This window comes from Paenibacillus xanthanilyticus (assembly GCF_042682185.1).
Taxonomy (GTDB): domain Bacteria; phylum Bacillota; class Bacilli; order Paenibacillales; family Paenibacillaceae; genus Paenibacillus_Z; species Paenibacillus_Z xanthanilyticus.
Genome location: NZ_JBHUHA010000001.1, coordinates 3412331 through 3429850 on the forward strand (window position 1 = coordinate 3412331; position 17520 = coordinate 3429850).

Genomic DNA, 17520 nt, shown 5'->3' on the forward strand with positions numbered 1-17520 from the left:
TCCTCCTTGTTATGTTGGCTAGAATTCGCATTCGCTGCAAAATGCCATCATGGCAAGTCCTTGGGTAAAATAAGAAAAGCTGAGCGGAATCGCATTATAATCCTCGCCTTGCGCCATGACGCACGTGCCGCCCGAACCGCCCAGCACCTGCCCGCGCTCATCGACGCAGGCCGCCAGCCGTGCGATTGCCCGCGAGGCGAGAGCCCGGTCGCCGGCTTCGAGCCAGCCGCGATGCACGCCGCGGTTGAGCGCGAAAGCGAAAGCCGCCGTGCACGACGTCTCCAAATACGTGCTCGAGTCGTCCATGACCGTATGCCACGCGCCCGATTCGTGCTGCGTACGTTTGACACCTTCCAGATGAGCGATGTAGTTACGTTTGACGATCTCATGGGCGTTCAGCCCCGCAAGCAGCGGGAGCACGTCGGCCGATGCAGCCGCGAACCATCCGTTGCCTCGTCCCCACAGCGCGCCTTTGCGCGCGCGCTCCTTGCCGTAATAGCCATGGTGGATGAGCCCGGTCTCCGGATCGGCAAGATAACGGTAGTGAAGCACGAACTGCCGCGCGGCTTCCTTCACGTAGGCAGGGCGCTTGCGCAGCGTGCCCCATTGCGCGAGAAAGATGCCGCCCATGAACAGCGTGTCGGCCCAAATCTCCTGCGGGTACACGTTCTCCGTGCACGAGTGCTCGAAAGCGCCTTCGTCCGCGCGCGGCGCTTCCGCCAGGCACCAGTCGGCGAACGCGTCGCAGACCTCGGCGTAGCGGGCGTCTCCCGTCAGCTCCCACAGCTTGACGGCGGCTAGCAGGGGCGCGGTCGTGTTGATGCTTTTCCCAATGCCGCCCCGCTCCAAGTGCCCGTCGATCCATTGCCCGATAAAATCGAGAATGGCATCGTCCTTCAACGTCTCGTATGACTGGACCAGACCGTACAGCGCAACGCCCTGCCCCCATTGCCAAGTGTGAAACTGGCTCGTCGCCCAGCCTTGCTCCAGAGCGGTCTCATCTGCGTTCATCGTATGCGCCGCCACCCGGCGCAGCAATTCTCTCGTCTTCGCGCTCATCTACCCTACTCACTCCTTGGTCGTCTGTTCCGTGCAACGAATCGTAATCCGGCGGTTCAGCGGGGTCACGAAATTGCTGATGACATGCTGCGCATCGGCTGGCAGATGATCGTTGCGCAGCGTAATAAAATCGTGCTCACCAGCTCCCGGCGTGATCTCCACGATATCCCTGCCTTGCCGCAGGCGGGCAACACCTCCTTTAAAAAGTTGCGCGTTCGGCGCGACGGCAACCATATCTCCCGCGACCTCCGCCTGCCGGTCGCAGGCAAAAATCAGCTGCGCGAACAGATGGGGCACCGCGTCGACGCGCACGTCCACATGCACCTCTTGGCCCGACCATTCGACGCCGACCACGACGGGCAGCGCGGTCACGTGAGTCTTCTCGCGCTGTTCGTTGGGCATATCGGCGAATACCCCGCCCGCCGGGGCGGCGAGCCGCCCGTCGAGCGGCCCCCTGTAAGCGCCTTCAAGATATAGACTGAGCTCATACCGCGATTCGGCGATTCGCCTAAGATCGGAGAATGGCACCCCGGCAATACCGAACCAGCCAAGCGACAGCTTCACCCCGACGATACGGGCGCGGCCATACTGCAGGTATAAGAAGTTCTCCTGCCCGGTCATGAGGGTGAGGCTTAATTTGCCGTCGCGATGACGCACGATCGGCGCCCCCGAATGCGGCGCATGGCGCACATGGGGGATGACGCCCGATACGCGCGCACGCGCCCCTTCGTTCAACATAACGGTATACCGCTCCGGCAGCTCGCCCGCGATCGTCTCGCCCTCCATCCCATCGGGGAACACGAGCGCGTATAACACGGATTTGCCGGTTCCGTCGATGCTGTCCTTCGCCAGCCCGGCCAGCGCGGCGAACTGGGAATCCCCGTCCTTGCGCGCCATTAACGTGCACACGATATAGTAATCCTCGTTCAGCATCAGGATCTCGCCGCGATCCTGCCGGCTCGAATATTCCGTTACGACGGCACCGTCCGGATGCAGCATGTAGCGCATCATGCCCAGATTCTGCCGGATGGGCTCGAACGCGTCTTCATAATGGAACACCCTCCCCGCATGGTAGAGGAACAGATCGCAGATCGGGTTATAAATAGCGTTGCTGCGTTCGGTCCACTCGCCGGACTCGTTCATGTCGAAGCCTTCGCTGAAATACTTGAACGCCCGTTTCTTGAGCGCCTCGTCGCCGAAAATTTCGTACAACAGCGCGAGCGCTCCGCAAATGACCCACCGGTGGTTAGGCGTATGGATGCCGCCGGTCAGCAGGCAAGGCAGCGCTCCCTGCAAAAACTGCCGCAAGCCTTGGACGACGCTCCCCAGCTCCGGGAATGAGGCATTCGCGGCCGCCTGGTAACAGAGCGCGGCGGAATGGACCGCGAACGCCGTATCCGGCGGAGAATCGATGTTGCAGTTAATCAAGGAGATGCAGCCGCTCGGCTGCTGCAGCCGAAGCAGGTAAGCGATCTGCTCCTGAATGCGTTCGAGCAGCTCCGCATTCCGGTGCAGGCCGGAATGCGGATGGATGTACAGCGGAACCGAGACATGCAGGAAGTTCGCGATATCGAAGGAGACGGCGGGATTGAAACTTCCGAACCAATAGCTCTCCGCATCGGCATAGCGGATCGTGCTCAGGCGCGCCCATTCTTCTTCCAGGGCCTTGATGGCCGGATCGGTATTCTTCATGAAGTTTCAATCCTCCCTTGGTTTGGTTGACGCCTATTCGAAATTCGCTTTATTCTTCTCGTACCATTCCATCGCCTTCTTGTTCACTTCCTCGCCGCCGAGACGGTTCCACTCCTTGAGCAGCTCCGCCGCTCCCCACTCCGGCGTATGCTTCGCCCCGCCGATGACGACCGTGGCGATAATCTCGTCGCGCTTCTTCATGAACTGCGCTTCCATGTCGATCAGCTCTTTGAAATCCGGACGGTACGGCAAGTCTTTGCGGTACTTCGTACCTTCCGCCACCTTCAACGCGTCCCCTTTGATTTGGGCGTATTCCTTGGCGATCGGATCTTCGCCGGCGGCCGCGGCAATCGATTCCGCCGTCAGCTTATCTTGGTGGAGCAGCCGGTATTCGGAGGCGTAGGCCACTTCCTTGTTGAACTTGTCGGTATCCGAGACGACCGGAATGCCGTTCACCTTCTGGTAGTGGACGCCTTCCTGGCCGCTCGTGATGTCGTCCCAACCGTCCGCCAGCATCCAGTCGAGGAATTTGAACGCGGCTTCCGGGCTTTTCATGTTTTTGTTGAAGACGGTCAGCAGGTAGTTCGGCACTTCCTCCTGGTAACCGTTCGTACCGTATTTCGTGGCCACCGGCGGAATCGGCACGACTTTGGCGTTCGGGTTGTTCTTCTTGAAGTCCGGGAAGGACGCCATCGTGACGTATTCGAAATAGATGCCCGCTTTGCCCGTGACCCACAGCTGCTGCTGGCGGGCAAAGTTCTTGTCGGTTAAGTACTCCTTGTCGACGAGCCCTTCGTCATACACTTGCTTCTGGAACGCGAGCACATCCTTGTAGCGGTCCAACAGGTTGCCGTACACCAGCTTGCCGTCCTCCATGAACCAATCCCATCCCCGGGCGAAGAAGAGATCCTCGATGATCGGCGTGTAGGCGAGCGAACCCGCGATCGGGACCGTGTCTTTCTGGCCGTTGCCGTCCGGGTCCTTGTCGCGGAACGCCCGGGCGACGTCGACAAGCTCTTCAATCGTCGTCGGCACCTTCAACTGCAGCTTGTCGAGCCAATCCTGACGGACCCAGACCGTCGTGAGCGCCCGTGTGTTGCGAAGGCTGGCGACCGCGTAGATCTTGCCATTGAACGTCACGTACGGCTTCAGCTCCGGATGCTCTTCCAAGTACTTTTTGTACACCGTGCTGTACTGGTTCAAATACTCGTCGATCGGCTGCACGGCGCCTTGATCGACGAACCGGGCGAGCAAGTTGCGGTCGTACGAGGTGATCAGATCGGGCGCTTGGCCGGAGGCGACGAGCACGTTGAATTTGTCGGCCTCCTGATTGCGGGTGATTGGCACCCACTCGACGTCCACGCCGGACTGTTCATCCATCCATTTGGTCCAGCGATTGTCCTCGTAGCTGCCCTCCTCGGCGGCGACTTTGCCGCGGTCGTAGATGGACGCGCTAATTTTGAGCGGAGCGCCTTCGTTCTGCGGCTTGTTCCCGCCTTCCTGCGGCTTGCCGTTCTGCCCGTTGCCGACCGCCGCGTTCTTCCCCGGATCGCTCGGCTTCGGTTCGTTGTTGCCTCCGTTGCCGCTGCAGGCGGTTACCGCGAGCAGCGTACACAGCACGACCGACCATACCCGAACGACTTTCCCCATGCCTCTCTTTTTTTCCATGACCTTCCTCCTCCGAGATGAACTCTATATCAATAGGCGATACGCCTAACGATATCCGTCAGCCTTTGACTGAACCGATTAGCATGCCTTTTATGAAATGCCGCTGCACGAAGGGATAGACGCATAAAATCGGGACCGTTGCGATCATGATCGCCGCCGCCTTCAGCGCCTCCGGCTGAATGACGCCGGTATCGGAGCTATCGACCACCAGCAGCGACTCGGCAGGCGATTGAATCATTTGGTACAGCTTGATGACAAGCGGCATTTTGTCGGAGCTCGTAAGGAAGAACAACGCCGCCGAATACGTATTCCACAAGCCGACCGCGTAAAACAGCGACAGCGCGGCGATGATCGCCTTGGACACCGGCAGCACGATCCGCAGAAGAATCGTCAGATCGCTGGCGCCGTCCATGGAAGCCGATTCTTCCAGCTCGACCGGCAAATCCTCGAAAAACGTTTTGATGACGAATAAATTGTAGGTGCTAATCAAGCCAGGCAGCCAAATCGCCCAATACGTATCCAGCACGTGAAGCGTTTTCAACACCAGGAACAAAGGAATGAGTCCTCCGCCGAACAACATCGTGAACAAAATTAGACCGAGCATGATGCCCCTGCCTTGCAGCCGCCGCTTCGAGAGCGGGTAAGCTGCCAACGTCGTAGCCGTCATCTGCAGGACGACGCCGATCACGGTGATGATGACTGTATTTTTCATGGCCTTGAGCAGCTGGCCGTCCTGCAGCAAATTCGCGTAAGCGTCCCAGTTGAAATCGACCGGGAAGATCGTGACCTCGCCGGAGAGAATCGCGCGGCTGCTGCTCAGCGAGGAGGCAAGCACGTTCAGGAACGGAAAGAGCGTCGTGAAGGCGCAAAGCGCCAGGAACAAATACAGCATTAAACGTCCGAAACGAATTACCATAGCCCCTTCTCCCCCATCGCCTTAATGACGCGGTTGACGATCAATACCAGGATCAGGCCGACTACCCCTTGGAACAAACCGAGCGCCGTCGTATAGCTGTACTGCGCGCTCTGCAGGCCGATCCGGTACACGTACGTGCTGATGACGTCCGACACGCCGAGTACGGCATTGTTCTGCAAGTTATAAATATGCTCAAAGCCGACATCCATCATTTGACCGATCCGCAAAATGAGCAAAATGGCGATCGTGCTCCGGATGCCGGGAAGCGTCACGTGCCAAATCCGGCGAAGCTTGCTGGCGCCGTCGATCTTCGCCGCCTCATAGAGCTGCGGGTCGATGCCGGCCATTGCGGCCAAGTACAAAATCGTGCCCCATCCTGCGCTCTGCCAAATGCCCGACAGCGTAAACATGACCGGCCACCACTTGGGATCGGCCATGAAATAGATCGGTTCGATGCCGAACAAGCGTTCAAGCAGGAAGTTGATCACGCCCGTGCTTGGCGATAAGATCGCGATGACGATGCCGCCGAGCACGACCCAGGAGATGAAATGAGGCAAATAGAGCAGATTCTGCACCGTCTTCTTAAACCAGCTCGACTTGACTTCGTTAATAAGAAGCGCCAACACGATCGGAGCCGGGAAAGCGAAAACCAGACTGTATAGGTTGAGCAGCAGCGTATTGCGCAAGATGAGATAGAAATCGTCGCTCGTAAAGAGAAGGCGGAAATGCTTGAAGCCCACCCATGGGCTATCCCAAATTCCCTTCATAATCTGGAAATCCTTGAAGGCGATGATCTCTCCGTATAAGGGGAAGTACTTCATCGTGACGTAAAAGCCGATAGCCGGCAGCAGCATGAGGTACAAATAACGATCGCGTACGAATGCCTTCATCCGTCCGCGCTTTCGGGCCGCCTTAGCTGAGGCGTGTGGTGTTCGGGCGGATTGGGCGATGGATTTGTTCAAGCGAAATTCCCTCCTTGTCTTCGCGTATGCGGATTCGGGCCGGCCGCGTTGCTTGGGTTGTTCCGGCTGCACCATTACCATAGCGAAGGCGGGGCACGCCCAACAAGTTACACTTTTTGGTGCCCATTGCACCATTTCGTTTCCGCCCTTTCTGCCGCTTTCTGCCCGCTTGCGTTTTTTTACCGAATCGCGTATCGCCTTTTATGTAAGCGTTACCTTTTATGATGAATGCGCTTTCCTTTTTTGTTTTTCCGGGCGTTTGGCCCCTAAAACGCAAAAAAAGATGCCATCCTCGCCCCATTCAGGCTTGGACGGCACCCGCGCCGCGTCTGTCCGATTCCGCGTCAATCCGTCTTCGAAGCGGCGTTGCGCAGCTCCGAAGGGGTCATGCCATAGTATTTTTTGAATATCCGCAAGAAGCTGGACAAATTCGTATACCCGACGCGCAGCGCGATATCCTGCACATGAAGCTGGGATTGCAGCAGCAGCGTCTTGGCTTCTTTCATTCGGACGTCGATCAAGTAGTTCAGGAAGTTGATCGACGTATGCTCTTTGAACATGCGACTTAGGTAACTCGGGGAAATATCGAAAATATGCGCCAACTGGTTTTGCGATAGATCGCTGGAGCTGTAATGCTCCGCAATGTAGGCCAGCACGTTATCGATGAGTTCGTTTTTGTCCTTATTGCTTCTTTTGACCGCGAGCCTCGCGATGATGTCCTCGATCCGCTGCCGCAGCATGTGCCGGATTTCTTCCATCGTCTCGAACGTATCGAACTCGCCGAGCGTGAAATCCCCGTGCTCCTGATCATCCGTCTCCGCGCCGGCATTCATGTAGATCTGCGAGGCTTTGAACAGGATCTGCTGGCAAATATGCCGGATTTTATCCTCGTTCAAATTCAGCTTGACCATCCCGGCGAACATCTGGTCTAACAGCTGAACCGCAGCTTCCCGGTCGGTCGTTCGGACCGCTTCGGTCAGCTTGTCGATCATGCCGTAAATTTTCATGTATTGCGCCCCGGAGTACTCTTGAATCTCTTCCCAGGTGATTACCGTGTTGGTTCCCGCTACCCACTTATACTTGAGCAGCTCCACCGCCTCCCGGTACGAAATCCGAATGGAGCCGAAATCCGGATAATGCCTGCCGATGGCGATCGTGACCGTTTGCTTGAAATGCTCGTCGATATATTTCCGAATGGACTCCGCCAACGTCATCGCCGACAGCTGATTGGCGAGGGAGTCCGAATCGGGGAAGCTTAAGATCGCGGCGGATTGGGTCGCGCTGACCTGTACGGCCGTTCCCTGGCACCCGCCCGGATCCGCGTTCACCAGCTCTTCGGCGACGTTGCACAGTCCGAACGAATAGAGATTCCATTCCTCCAAATTGCCGATGCGCCTGCGGTGATCGAATTCGATCAGCATGACGGTATAATTCGCTTCGTACAGCTTGACGCCCACCCGCTCGAAATACGGCAGCGACTGCGCGTAAACCGTCTTGCTTCCGGTCAACACGTCGAGCAGCGTGCGCAGCTTCATGGCCGGAACCGTTTCCCGCAGCTTCTGCTCCACCGCCGAGTAATTGGAGACGAACGCCTCGAATTTGGACTCCAGCTGCGAGATATCCGTGCCCGCTTCCTTCGAGACCGCGCCGCCCATCCGGGAATCGACCTTGCGGATAAACGCTTCGAGCGGCCCATAGGATAATCGGTTCGCCAACACGAGCCCCGCGGCGGCCACGGCCGACATGACGGCGGCGATCAGCAGCAGGATATTGCGAATGGCCGTGAACGTCTCGCCCACCTTGCTCTCCGGCACGACATAGTACCACTTCCAGCCGGTGTAATCTAACGCGCAATAGAACACCCAGCTTTTGGCCCCCTGGAACGTCCCTTTCCAAAAACCGGAGGACACGCCGTCCGTCTCCTTAAGCAAGCGGACGATTTCGGCTTCCGGGTACGCTTCGTCGCCCTTGATGCCGGTCAGCGGATTCCCTTTCCCGTCTACGATGTAAGCCTTGCCGTCTTCAAGCTTCAAATCGGCCATGATCTCGTTGATCATCGAAGCCTTCAAATTGACCGCTACCAGCCCGACGCGATCCTCCGGCTTGGTCGTCAACGGGAAAGAACGGATCAACGTGATGACTTCCTTCGTAATTCCCGGTTGTTCGGTGATCGGTCTCAAGTTCGTCCACGCATAATACTCATCGTCCGCTCCCCACATCGGAATCCAGTCCAGGTCGTAAAATTGGTCGGCATCCGTATAAACCGTATCGCTCAATATCTTATTGCCGCGCTTCGAGTACAGGTAGATCGATTGCAAATTCGAGTACGAATTGACCATGTTGATGAGCTGGGTTTGCAGCTGCAGCGTTTGCCTCGGGGTATCGGGATCTTCATAGAAAAAACCGCGGGCGTCCACCGAACGCAAAAGCGTAATCACCGTCTTGTCAATCTCCATGAGCGTCAATTCCAATCTGCGGTTCAACTGGCTCAGCAGTTCGCTATTGGACGCCTCGACCATCCGTTCCATCTGCCGGATCGAGCTATAATACGCGATCGCGCTGGTAACAATGATGATGGCCAGGAAAAGAAGCCCAAATAACGTAACGAAGCGATTCGGAAACTTATCGGTCAGCTTTACCACCGTCTTGCTTCTCCCTTCAAACCTTGAATATCTCATTAAGCATAGGCCAAGCCCGAATGATTGCAAGGTTACCTTTTTTGCCGTATCGCCTTTCTTGCCCTATCGCCTTTCTTGCCGCCCGCTTTCTCAACATACGCCATTCGTCCCTCTGGTAGGACTTTATATTGTTTTTTACCCCCGGCCACCTTTCGGACTAGCGTCTTTGGAAAAATAAGCATATTTGCTTATTCAGCTTGAGCTCGATTTTGCCGAAAATATAGACATGTCGAAAAAGAACACATTCGGACGTTTCTTGTCGCAAAGTATGAGGTTGCTTGATTTTCACTTCTAACTATAGGTGGTAATGAGATGAACCAGTCAAAAATGAATCGTCGCGCCTTCCTCAAAAGGATCGGAATCGGAAGTGCTGCATATGTTATAGCAAGCCAATTTATGCCATCCAGCGTATCTGCCAGCACTGGGGAAGGAGGTACTGCGATTAATATCACGGATTTCCTTAATAACGGCCAGACCATCCAAGATGCGATCAATGCCGTACAGAATGCCGGCGGTGGAGAACTGTTTTTTCCCGCCTGGCGTCTATCGGACGGACCGTACGCTTCAAATTACCGGAGACAATGTTATCTTGCGAGGGGCGAATCGGGATTCGAGCATCATCGCGCCCAGCGGCTCGCTCACCAATCAAAATCTGCTGCTCATTCGCAAATCCGGCGGGCGCATCCTGAACACGAAGTTGGTTGACTTGACGTTGACCTCGGACGTTCGCTACGTGTTCGGCAATACGGCTGGATCGGCCACGACGGGTCCGGACATTTCGACGTTGAACCATGCCGTCGTCCTGGACGGCAGCCACAACGTGATCCTGGACAACATGCGCATCCATCATTTCAATGGCGACGGCATCAGCTTTCAGGATACCGTCAGCGCGGGGGGACCGGATCAAACGATAATTAATAACTGCGTGCTCTCCCTTTGCCGTGACGGGGTGAGCATGAACAACACCGGCCATTCGACTCATATTTACGGCGGCTCCTACGAATTCAATACGCGCTACGGTATCAATACGGGCGGACGGAATAGCGTTTTCATTAAAGATGCGGACATCGAGCAGAACTTGAACGTCGGCATCCGCATCTCCCATCAGAGCAACATCGTCATTCGCGACTGTACGTTTGAGAACAACGCCCGCGGTTACGCCAACGATAGCACGCAGCGAACTCACATTTGGGTCGGCGATTACGATGTCGCCCGCAGCATCGTCATCGATGGGTGTTTTTTCCACGGCCGATCGATGCGGTCCTTGATCCGCGTAGATAAGGCAGACGGAGTATCCATCACCAACAATTACGTCGATTTCGCCAATCAGTTCGGAACGGCCAACGGCGCCTTCGTTCAGACGTCAGCGACATGCCGGAATGTTTTCGTAGATGACTTCTCGTACAACGTAACGCCCAACGTCCGCCGCATCAGCAACCCGCAATACGCGCTGTCGGACATCAAGCCGTCCAGCGTGACGGCGCTGCCCGCTCCGAACGAAGCGATTCGCGGCTTCATGGTCCGGGTGGAAGCCTCGGCGGGCCAAGCCGACGCCTTGTACATGTGCGTCAAAGACGCCGACGGCAGCTACAAGTGGGGACGCATCAACATGACCTTCTAAAAACAAAACACCGCTGCGACGGAGTGGCTATCCGTTTGCAGCGGTGTTTTGCGTTCAGCTCTGCTTCAAGGTTCTCACGGTGACCGAAGGGCCGTCGGACGACCAATTGCCCGCGGCATCTCTCGCCTCCACCTTCAATACGTACGTCGTGTCCGGCGAAAGACCTTCAATGCCTTTCTTGCGCGTATTCCCGTCCACCTCCGCCAAGATTTGCGTTCCGCTCATGATCCGGTAGCCGGTCACGCCCACGTCGTCTTTGGCAGGCGTCCAATTGATGAGCGCGATACGCGTCGTCGTCCCTCCCGAGACCGCCGCGCTGCCGGTCGGCCATGTCGGAGCCAGCGTATCGGCGGCGCCTGTCTGCACGGCAATCGTCGGTCCATTCGTCGACCAATGGCCGGCGGCATCGCCGGCTTCGATCTTGAACGTATACATCGTTTGGGGCGCCAAATCGTCTATAGCGGCGCTGAGCGCGCCACCTTCCGTCTGCTGAACGACTACGCCGTCTTGCAAAATCCGATAGGCGGTGACGTCTTTATCGTCGGAGGCCGCCGTCCAGACCAAGTCGACCGTTTGCGTACCGATCTTGCTCGCGCTCACCGAACTTCCGGCCGGCCACCCGGGAACGCTGTAATCCGACGTTGCGCGAGCCGTCGTCTCCGCGGGCCAGCCGAAAGCGAAATTCTTGTCGATCGAGATGACTCGGAAGTCAAAGTCGGTTTCTTCCGGCAAGCCGCTAAACGTAAAGCCGCTCTCGCTCGCCGGCACGATCGCGACGAAGAACTCGTCCCGGAAGAGACCGAACGATTGAATGGAATCGTCCCCTACCGGCTTGGACCAGCTTAGGCGCACGCTGGTCGCGTCCGCTTCCGCACGAAGATTCTCCGGCGTCCGAGGTATGTTCGGCTCTTCCGGGATGTATTCCATGACGTACAGCCGTCGCTCGTTCCCCGCGGCATCCACCGCCGCGAGCTGTACTGCGCCGCTGCCGTATCGCACCCATTCCGCCTCGTTCACCGTTGCATGCAAGGTATCGCCGGGAAGCTCGAGCGCAGGCTGCCCCGCTACGTAAATCCGGTAGCTGGCGATGCCGACATTATCCTGCGCCGCCGGCCAGCTCCACTCCGCCCCCTCGCGGGACACGCTGCTGCCGGCCGACCACGAAGGCGCGAGACCGTCCGCCGGCACGGGAAGTTCCACGAGCGTATTGCCGATGCGTCCGTACCAAACGCCCTGCGCCTGGAATGGTTCCGTGTTCGTCGTGGCCATCTTCGTTACTTTGCGTCCGCCCGCGCTCATCGTGCTGATATACAGATCATGGACAGGCCAGCCGGGATAACCCGCCGAGAACGCAACGTCGCCGTTATCCCCCAATCCTTCGAGCTCCTGCTGGCTGGATGGCGCCGTCAGCGTCTTCTGTTGGCCGCTTGGCGAGACGATGCGCAGCGAATATTCACTCACGCCCGTCATCGTCCGGTAAGCAATCCACCCGCTGCGGATCATATACTGATTCGCGAACGCGTTCAACTCGGTTTGTCCCCCGTCCGGCTTCACCACAATGAGCGCGCCGCTCACGGCCTCGTACGAATTGCGAATGAACAGCACCGATTCGCCGTCCGTGACGGGATACGTATTGTATGCTCTCGTATCGTGCGTGATTTGCTTCAAGCTGCCGTCGCGGTACAGCATAATGTTGCGGCTGTTGGATTGTCGCTGGCTGTACACGACCGTCCCGTTCTCGGCGAGATCGAGCTGCGACGGCGAGACGTCGGAAGCGGGGGCGATCGTCCGATTCGTTCCAGCCGCCAGGTCGCGCAGCACCAGCTGCTCGCCGAGAGCGTCATCGCCCGGTTGGATGAAGACCGCGTAATTCCCCTTCGCCTTCAGCGACTGCGCTTGGATCGGCCCGAGGTCTTCCAGCCTTCCGTCCCGCCATTCCGCCAGGCGGCGGTCGTCTTCGCCGGCTGGCGAGTATTCGAATATGGCGCCGCCAGGCATCAAGAAAGCACGAGGAAGGTCTGACATGACGGGCGGAATGAGCGTCGCGGCTCCTCGATGATGCAGTTCTAGCTGGTTCGATAGCGTGTTGTAGCTGATTACCTGCTCATGAGCGGGCTGCGCATCCAGCACAACGCCTCCCCGATAGGTCGCCAAGACGCGAACATGCGAATCCGGTACCTCCGGATAGACGGGCACATAGCGAATCGTCTTTCGTCCAATGGAATCTAGCGCCGTAAACTTCAGGTACTGAATACCCAATGCATTCAGCGTGACCGGCTCGTCCACGGACAGCTTGTACGGGATACGCATGCGCGTTAGTAGACTATAAGTCCCCGCCAGATCTGTTTCCTCGACCATGACGCGGCAGACGTAACCAAGATCATCCGTGCAGCTGGCTTTGGCCTGCACATCCGGAAGCGCGGCCGAATAAGCGAGCGGCTCCTCGATCTGCAGAATCGGGGCTTCGTGGTAGAGGACGGGGAAGGCCTGCTCCGTGACCTTGCCGCTTGTCTCGATCGCGCGGACAATAAGGTTCTGCTCTCCTTTGGGCACGCCGTTCAAATCGATATCGCCTACGAACAGGTTGCATTCCACCCGGCAAAACCGGCTGTCGCCGACGCCTCTATCCGTTAATGCGGTTACCTTGCCGGCGACGTCGACCTCGACGCGAGCAAACTCGGGAGGGATGTTACCGCTCCACCATATGTAGCCTTCCAGGTGAAATAGAGAACCTACCGCCAAGTGATTCTCCAGTTGCTCCACGTCGCCGCTCAGATGCATGTCGATCGTACTCACCTCGCCGGCCGGTTCTTCCGCTGCCACCCCCCTCTGAGACAGCGTGACTATAAGCAATAGAGCAAGCGCTCCCGCCAAAATTCTGGATTGAAACGATGACATTTGTTGCTACCCCCATTTTTCTTTCGTTCCTGTGACCAACAAGCATTCTTGCCCGCGCAGTCCGCTCTTCCGGCGCCGCCCGCGCGGTAACGCGAACAGACACTTCTGCCCAACTAGCGGATTGGACTAGAAGTGTCTGCGTAAGATTTTCGTTATAGATTCAACATGGCCGATAGGTGATCCGCAGACCGATTGCCTGCCCCGTCCACGGCTTCTACTCGAAACGTATAGGAGCGCCCCGTAGGGAGCGGGTCAAGCTGATACGTCAACTGCCCGCCCGCTAATTCAGCCAGCAAATAATCGTCCCGATAGATGCGGTAAGCCGCAATGCCCGTGTCATCCGTGGCAGGAGCCCAGCTCAGACGGACCGTGCCGTCGCCCCCATGCGCGGCAAGCTCCGACCCGAGCGGCCAGAAAGGCGAGCTGCCGCCGTCGTCGGGCTCGATAAACTCGCTGCTAACAGGGTGGTCTAGGCTCTCATTGCCTGCGGCGTCGACCGCTCTTATGTGGATATCCCCTCCCGATCGAACCGCTGCCGGATCAATCACGAAAGTCAACGTATTGCCCGGCACCTCGCCGAGGAATTCGTCGCCAGCGTATACGCGATAACGGGCGACACCTACGTTATCGGTCGCGGCCGACCAGGTCAACGTGTTCCCGTTTCGCTGCAGCGTGCTCGCGGGCGGCCATTGCGGCGCCGCGTCCTCCTCCGGCATGCGGATTCCTACAAGATGATCGCCGAGTTTGCCATACCATGCCGCATCCCTCCAGAACGGCTTGACATGGTAGGAGGACACGCGCGCGTAACTGCGATGATCGCCATAGACTCGGCTAATATACAACTCTTGATCAAAGGTGGAGAACGCCACGTCGCCGTTGCTCCCAAGCGCTTCGAGCTTGGCCGTCTGCGATAGGCTGGACGCCGGCTTTTTGTCTCCGACCGGCGACCATACCCATAATCGCCGCTTGCCGTCCGCTTCCGCGGCGCGGTACGCAGCCCAACCATTGTTCAGCTTGAGCGGAGGATCGATATATTTGTCGGCTTCCAAGACGGTCGTGCTTCCATCGCCCTTCAGCAGCATAAGTTTGCGCTGTGTTCCGTCCGGATTCATCTGCATGAACATCACGCCGCCGCCGTCCGTGACGGGCTGGCTGCTGATCTTATACGAATCACGGGTGACGGGAATCGGTTGTGCGCCGTTGTATTTGTATACGTTCTGGTTGCCCGGTTCCGACAAGGCATACACGACGGTGCCGTTCTCCGCTAAATCCGTTTGTCGGCTGGAGACGTACTGTGCGCTCCCGATGACTTGATTGATGCCCGATACGAGATTGCGGCGAATAAACTGCTGGCCCTTGCCTGCTGCATATTGCGTAAAAATCGCATAACCGCCCTTGGCTTTCAGAGACGTCGGGTTGACACCGCCCAGCTGCACGATTTTGCCGTCCCGCCATTCCACCAACTGATTGGAGCCATTGGTTTGCTTCCACTCGAAGATAGCGCCCTTCGGGGTCAAATACGCATAGGCCGGCTTATCGGAAAACACGGTAGGAATCGTCTGCGCTTCGTTCGTAAACGCCTGTTTAATTTCGAGCTGCTTTAGTGCCGCATTGTACGACAGAACACGCTGGCTGGATGGCTGATAATCGATGACGGCGCCGCTGGTCGCCAGCGCCTCCAGCTTCGCATGCTCCGCCTCCGCATAGATCATTCGCTCTTCCGTTACCGTCTGACCGACGGAATCCCGGGCGGTGAACACGAGATAGGCATTCTCGCGAGCGTTCAATCCGGCAGCCGCTTCGTTGAGATGGAAGGTGCCGTCGATTTCGCGGCGATAGCCTGCAATAGGCAGCCTGGTATCCGACGGGTCGTCGCCAATTCGCACCTCGACCTTCACCTGACAGACGTAGCCGAGGTCGTCCGCGCAGGAAGCTTTGATCGGGAGCGAGGGTAACGATGCGGCGTAAGGCGCAGGCTGTTCGATCTGCAGACGAGGGGGATTATGATACAGCAATGGGTATAATTTCACGCCGGAGTGGCCGGCTTCATCGGTCGCTTGCACTATGGCCTCTTTGGGACCTTTAGTCAAAGAACCTATTTGGAGCTTGCCCTCCCACACCGCGCAGCCGTCGTACATCCCGCAGCGCGGGTCGGTACCGACACGGGTAAGCTCGGCGGCGACCGATTCAATCTGGACGTTAACGCGCGAGACCGCCTCGAGTGATGAAGTTTTTAACCGGATGTTAATAAGATCATGGACGTAGACGAGCGAATCGGTGTCACTGGTTGGCTGAAACTCTTCGATTGTTATGTATTCCGGAGCAGCTTGGACGGACAGGGGAATGAGCAGAAGGGACGACAGCAATACAGATGCGATCACGGAGCGACGATTCAACAACATGAATCTTGTACACCTCTCCTTCATTGCTGAGATACATATCGTATCGTAACAACTATATTACACCGTCAGGTTCGGAGAATCTACACCTCTCAAAAAATTTATAAATTGACAATTAGGAGGAAACAAAAAAAGAGTGTCTCGGCAGACACTCTTCGTCGTCATAGATCGGTCAAATTGATGCGGGCCCACTTGTAGCCCCCGTTCTCGGTTTTGATACACACATAAAATGCATCGCGCTTACCCGAACCGCCTTCCACCCTAGTGATAAACCCCCTCAGCGACTCGTTGGGCACCGGCAGGGAGGGAATCGCGGATGGCTTCAAATCGGAGACGGCATATTGATGATTGCTCAGCCGTTTCACTTTCGGTTTTTGGCGGTAAGAAAAATCATCGCAGAAAATATTCCGGCACCCTTGTCCGACTTGAACGAACGCTCCCGCCGTCGTGCCGAACTGATCGGCGTAGTCGACGAAATTGTTCGCGATCGAAATATGATTACCCCGCTCTACGCTGATCAAATAGCGCATTTTCCTGGCGTGAAAATAACAGCTATCGATGACGATATTTTGCGCGACCGCCGTATCCCCGACCACGATATGCGCATGCTTCTTGTCGCTTAACGACACTTTACGGGCGTTGTTCTCGAACGTGCAATCGCGCACCACGATATTCGAGGAGTGCGAAATACGCAATCCGGCCATATGATTTTGCTCCAGATCCGCATCCTTGATGAAGACGCTGTTTCGTCCGCCCGTGTTAATGCCATGCTTGGCGTTGAATTCAAAGGTACCGCCGTAGATATGCGTCGAATGTCCCGTGTCGTTCGTATTCAGACCATTCATGCACGCGACGAACGTACTGTTGGTAATAATGACCTGATCCGGGCCGCCTTCCGCGTTGCGATCTTCGAAACGCAGACCGTCGCCGTTGAAATGATCCACGCGGATATTTTGAAATTCGACGTTATGCGAAGCGTCCAGCACGATGCCGTGATTGTAGAAGGACGTATCATTGTTGCGCGCGCTCGCTTTACGGGCATCCGAAGTGAGGGTGAGATCTTGAATTTTGACGTTCGCGATCCGGCCGCTCGACTTGCGAATTTCGAGCAGATTTTTCGATATGTCGAAACTTCTTGCCGCGATGATCGAGGACGTCTTGTTGGCGCCCTTCAAAATGACGTTATCGCCCTTGATCACCAGAGTATCGTCCGTATAATAAAGGCCAGGCGGAAAATAAAGCTCCCCGCCGCCAGCGGCTTGCACGTCATCTATCGCATTCTGGATGCTTCGGTTGCTGTTCAAGTAATCCACAATATTCAAACTTCTGGCAGTTTGCGCGGTAGCAGCCGTTACTTGCGCTGGAGCCCTGAAGTGCGAGCCGATCAAATAAGCCAAGCCGCCCAATCCCATCCCCTTAAGAAACGTCCTTCGATCTATGCCAGCCTTTTTCATCAGGAACTATCCAGCCTCCTTTTATTCTACATTATTCTCCAAAAAACAGCCGGATTCCTGCTTTGCCGGAGGAAAAATTTAGAAGCGATAAACACAAAAGGCCGCTTCGTTCAACCGGAAGACTATGCACCTTCCCGGCCAAACGAAGCGGTATTTCATCTTGATGACGGCTT

At 56.8% G+C, this 17520-nt stretch carries 10 protein-coding genes and 1 pseudogene; 2 read left to right on the forward strand and 9 right to left on the reverse strand.

From position 1 onward, the window contains the following. Positions 1-18: 18 nt before the first annotated feature. The 6 genes from ACFSKT_RS14690 to ACFSKT_RS14715 form a co-directional block, all read right to left on the reverse strand. Positions 19-1059 (reverse strand): glycoside hydrolase family 88/105 protein, encoded by a 1041-nt coding sequence (locus tag ACFSKT_RS14690; protein WP_377721731.1) that lies wholly within the window; start codon positions 1057-1059, stop codon positions 19-21. 9 nt (positions 1060-1068) lie between these two features. After that, the gene (locus ACFSKT_RS14695; RefSeq protein ID WP_377721732.1) at positions 1069-2751 is read right to left on the reverse strand and encodes a hypothetical protein; all 1683 of its coding nucleotides are present in this window, start codon (positions 2749-2751) and stop codon (positions 1069-1071) included. Positions 2752-2784: 33 nt separating this feature from the next. Next, positions 2785-4419 (reverse strand): extracellular solute-binding protein, encoded by a 1635-nt coding sequence (locus ACFSKT_RS14700; RefSeq protein ID WP_377721733.1) that lies wholly within the window; start codon positions 4417-4419, stop codon positions 2785-2787. 58 nt (positions 4420-4477) lie between these two features. Then, positions 4478-5335, reverse strand: coding sequence for a carbohydrate ABC transporter permease (locus ACFSKT_RS14705; RefSeq protein WP_377721734.1), 858 nt, complete (start codon positions 5333-5335; stop codon positions 4478-4480). Next, on the reverse strand, positions 5329-6225 hold the full coding sequence (locus tag ACFSKT_RS14710; RefSeq protein WP_377721987.1) for an ABC transporter permease: 897 nt from the start codon (positions 6223-6225) through the stop codon (positions 5329-5331). The genes ACFSKT_RS14705 and ACFSKT_RS14710 overlap by 7 nt, the downstream gene beginning before the upstream one ends. 416 nt (positions 6226-6641) lie before the next feature. Next, a complete protein-coding gene (locus ACFSKT_RS14715; RefSeq protein ID WP_377721735.1) occupies positions 6642-8939 on the reverse strand; it encodes a helix-turn-helix domain-containing protein in 2298 nt (765 codons plus the stop codon). Between the two features lie 363 nt (positions 8940-9302). Here ACFSKT_RS14715 and ACFSKT_RS14720 point away from each other — a divergent pair. Together ACFSKT_RS14720 and ACFSKT_RS14725 are read left to right on the forward strand one after the other, a co-directional pair. Next, a pseudogene (locus ACFSKT_RS14720) lies at positions 9303-9380 on the forward strand (twin-arginine translocation signal domain-containing protein); the annotation flags it as partial. 88 nt (positions 9381-9468) lie between these two features. Next, on the forward strand, positions 9469-10596 hold the full coding sequence (locus ACFSKT_RS14725; protein WP_377776322.1) for a right-handed parallel beta-helix repeat-containing protein: 1128 nt from the start codon (positions 9469-9471) through the stop codon (positions 10594-10596). A gap of 54 nt (positions 10597-10650) precedes the next feature. Here ACFSKT_RS14725 and ACFSKT_RS14730 read toward each other — a convergent pair whose 3' ends face one another. The 3 genes from ACFSKT_RS14730 to ACFSKT_RS14740 form a co-directional block, all read right to left on the reverse strand. Further along, positions 10651-13419, reverse strand: a complete 2769-nt coding sequence (locus tag ACFSKT_RS14730; protein ID WP_377721736.1) for a fibronectin type III domain-containing protein — start codon at positions 13417-13419, stop codon at positions 10651-10653. Between the two features lie 227 nt (positions 13420-13646). Further along, entirely contained in the window at positions 13647-15896 is a 2250-nt protein-coding gene (locus ACFSKT_RS14735; RefSeq protein ID WP_377721737.1) for a fibronectin type III domain-containing protein, read from the reverse strand. A 158-nt stretch (positions 15897-16054) separates the two neighbouring features. After that, positions 16055-17347: a right-handed parallel beta-helix repeat-containing protein gene (locus ACFSKT_RS14740; protein ID WP_377721738.1), complete on the reverse strand. Its 1293-nt coding sequence runs from the start codon at positions 17345-17347 to the stop codon at positions 16055-16057. Between the last annotated feature and the right edge of the window lie 173 nt (positions 17348-17520).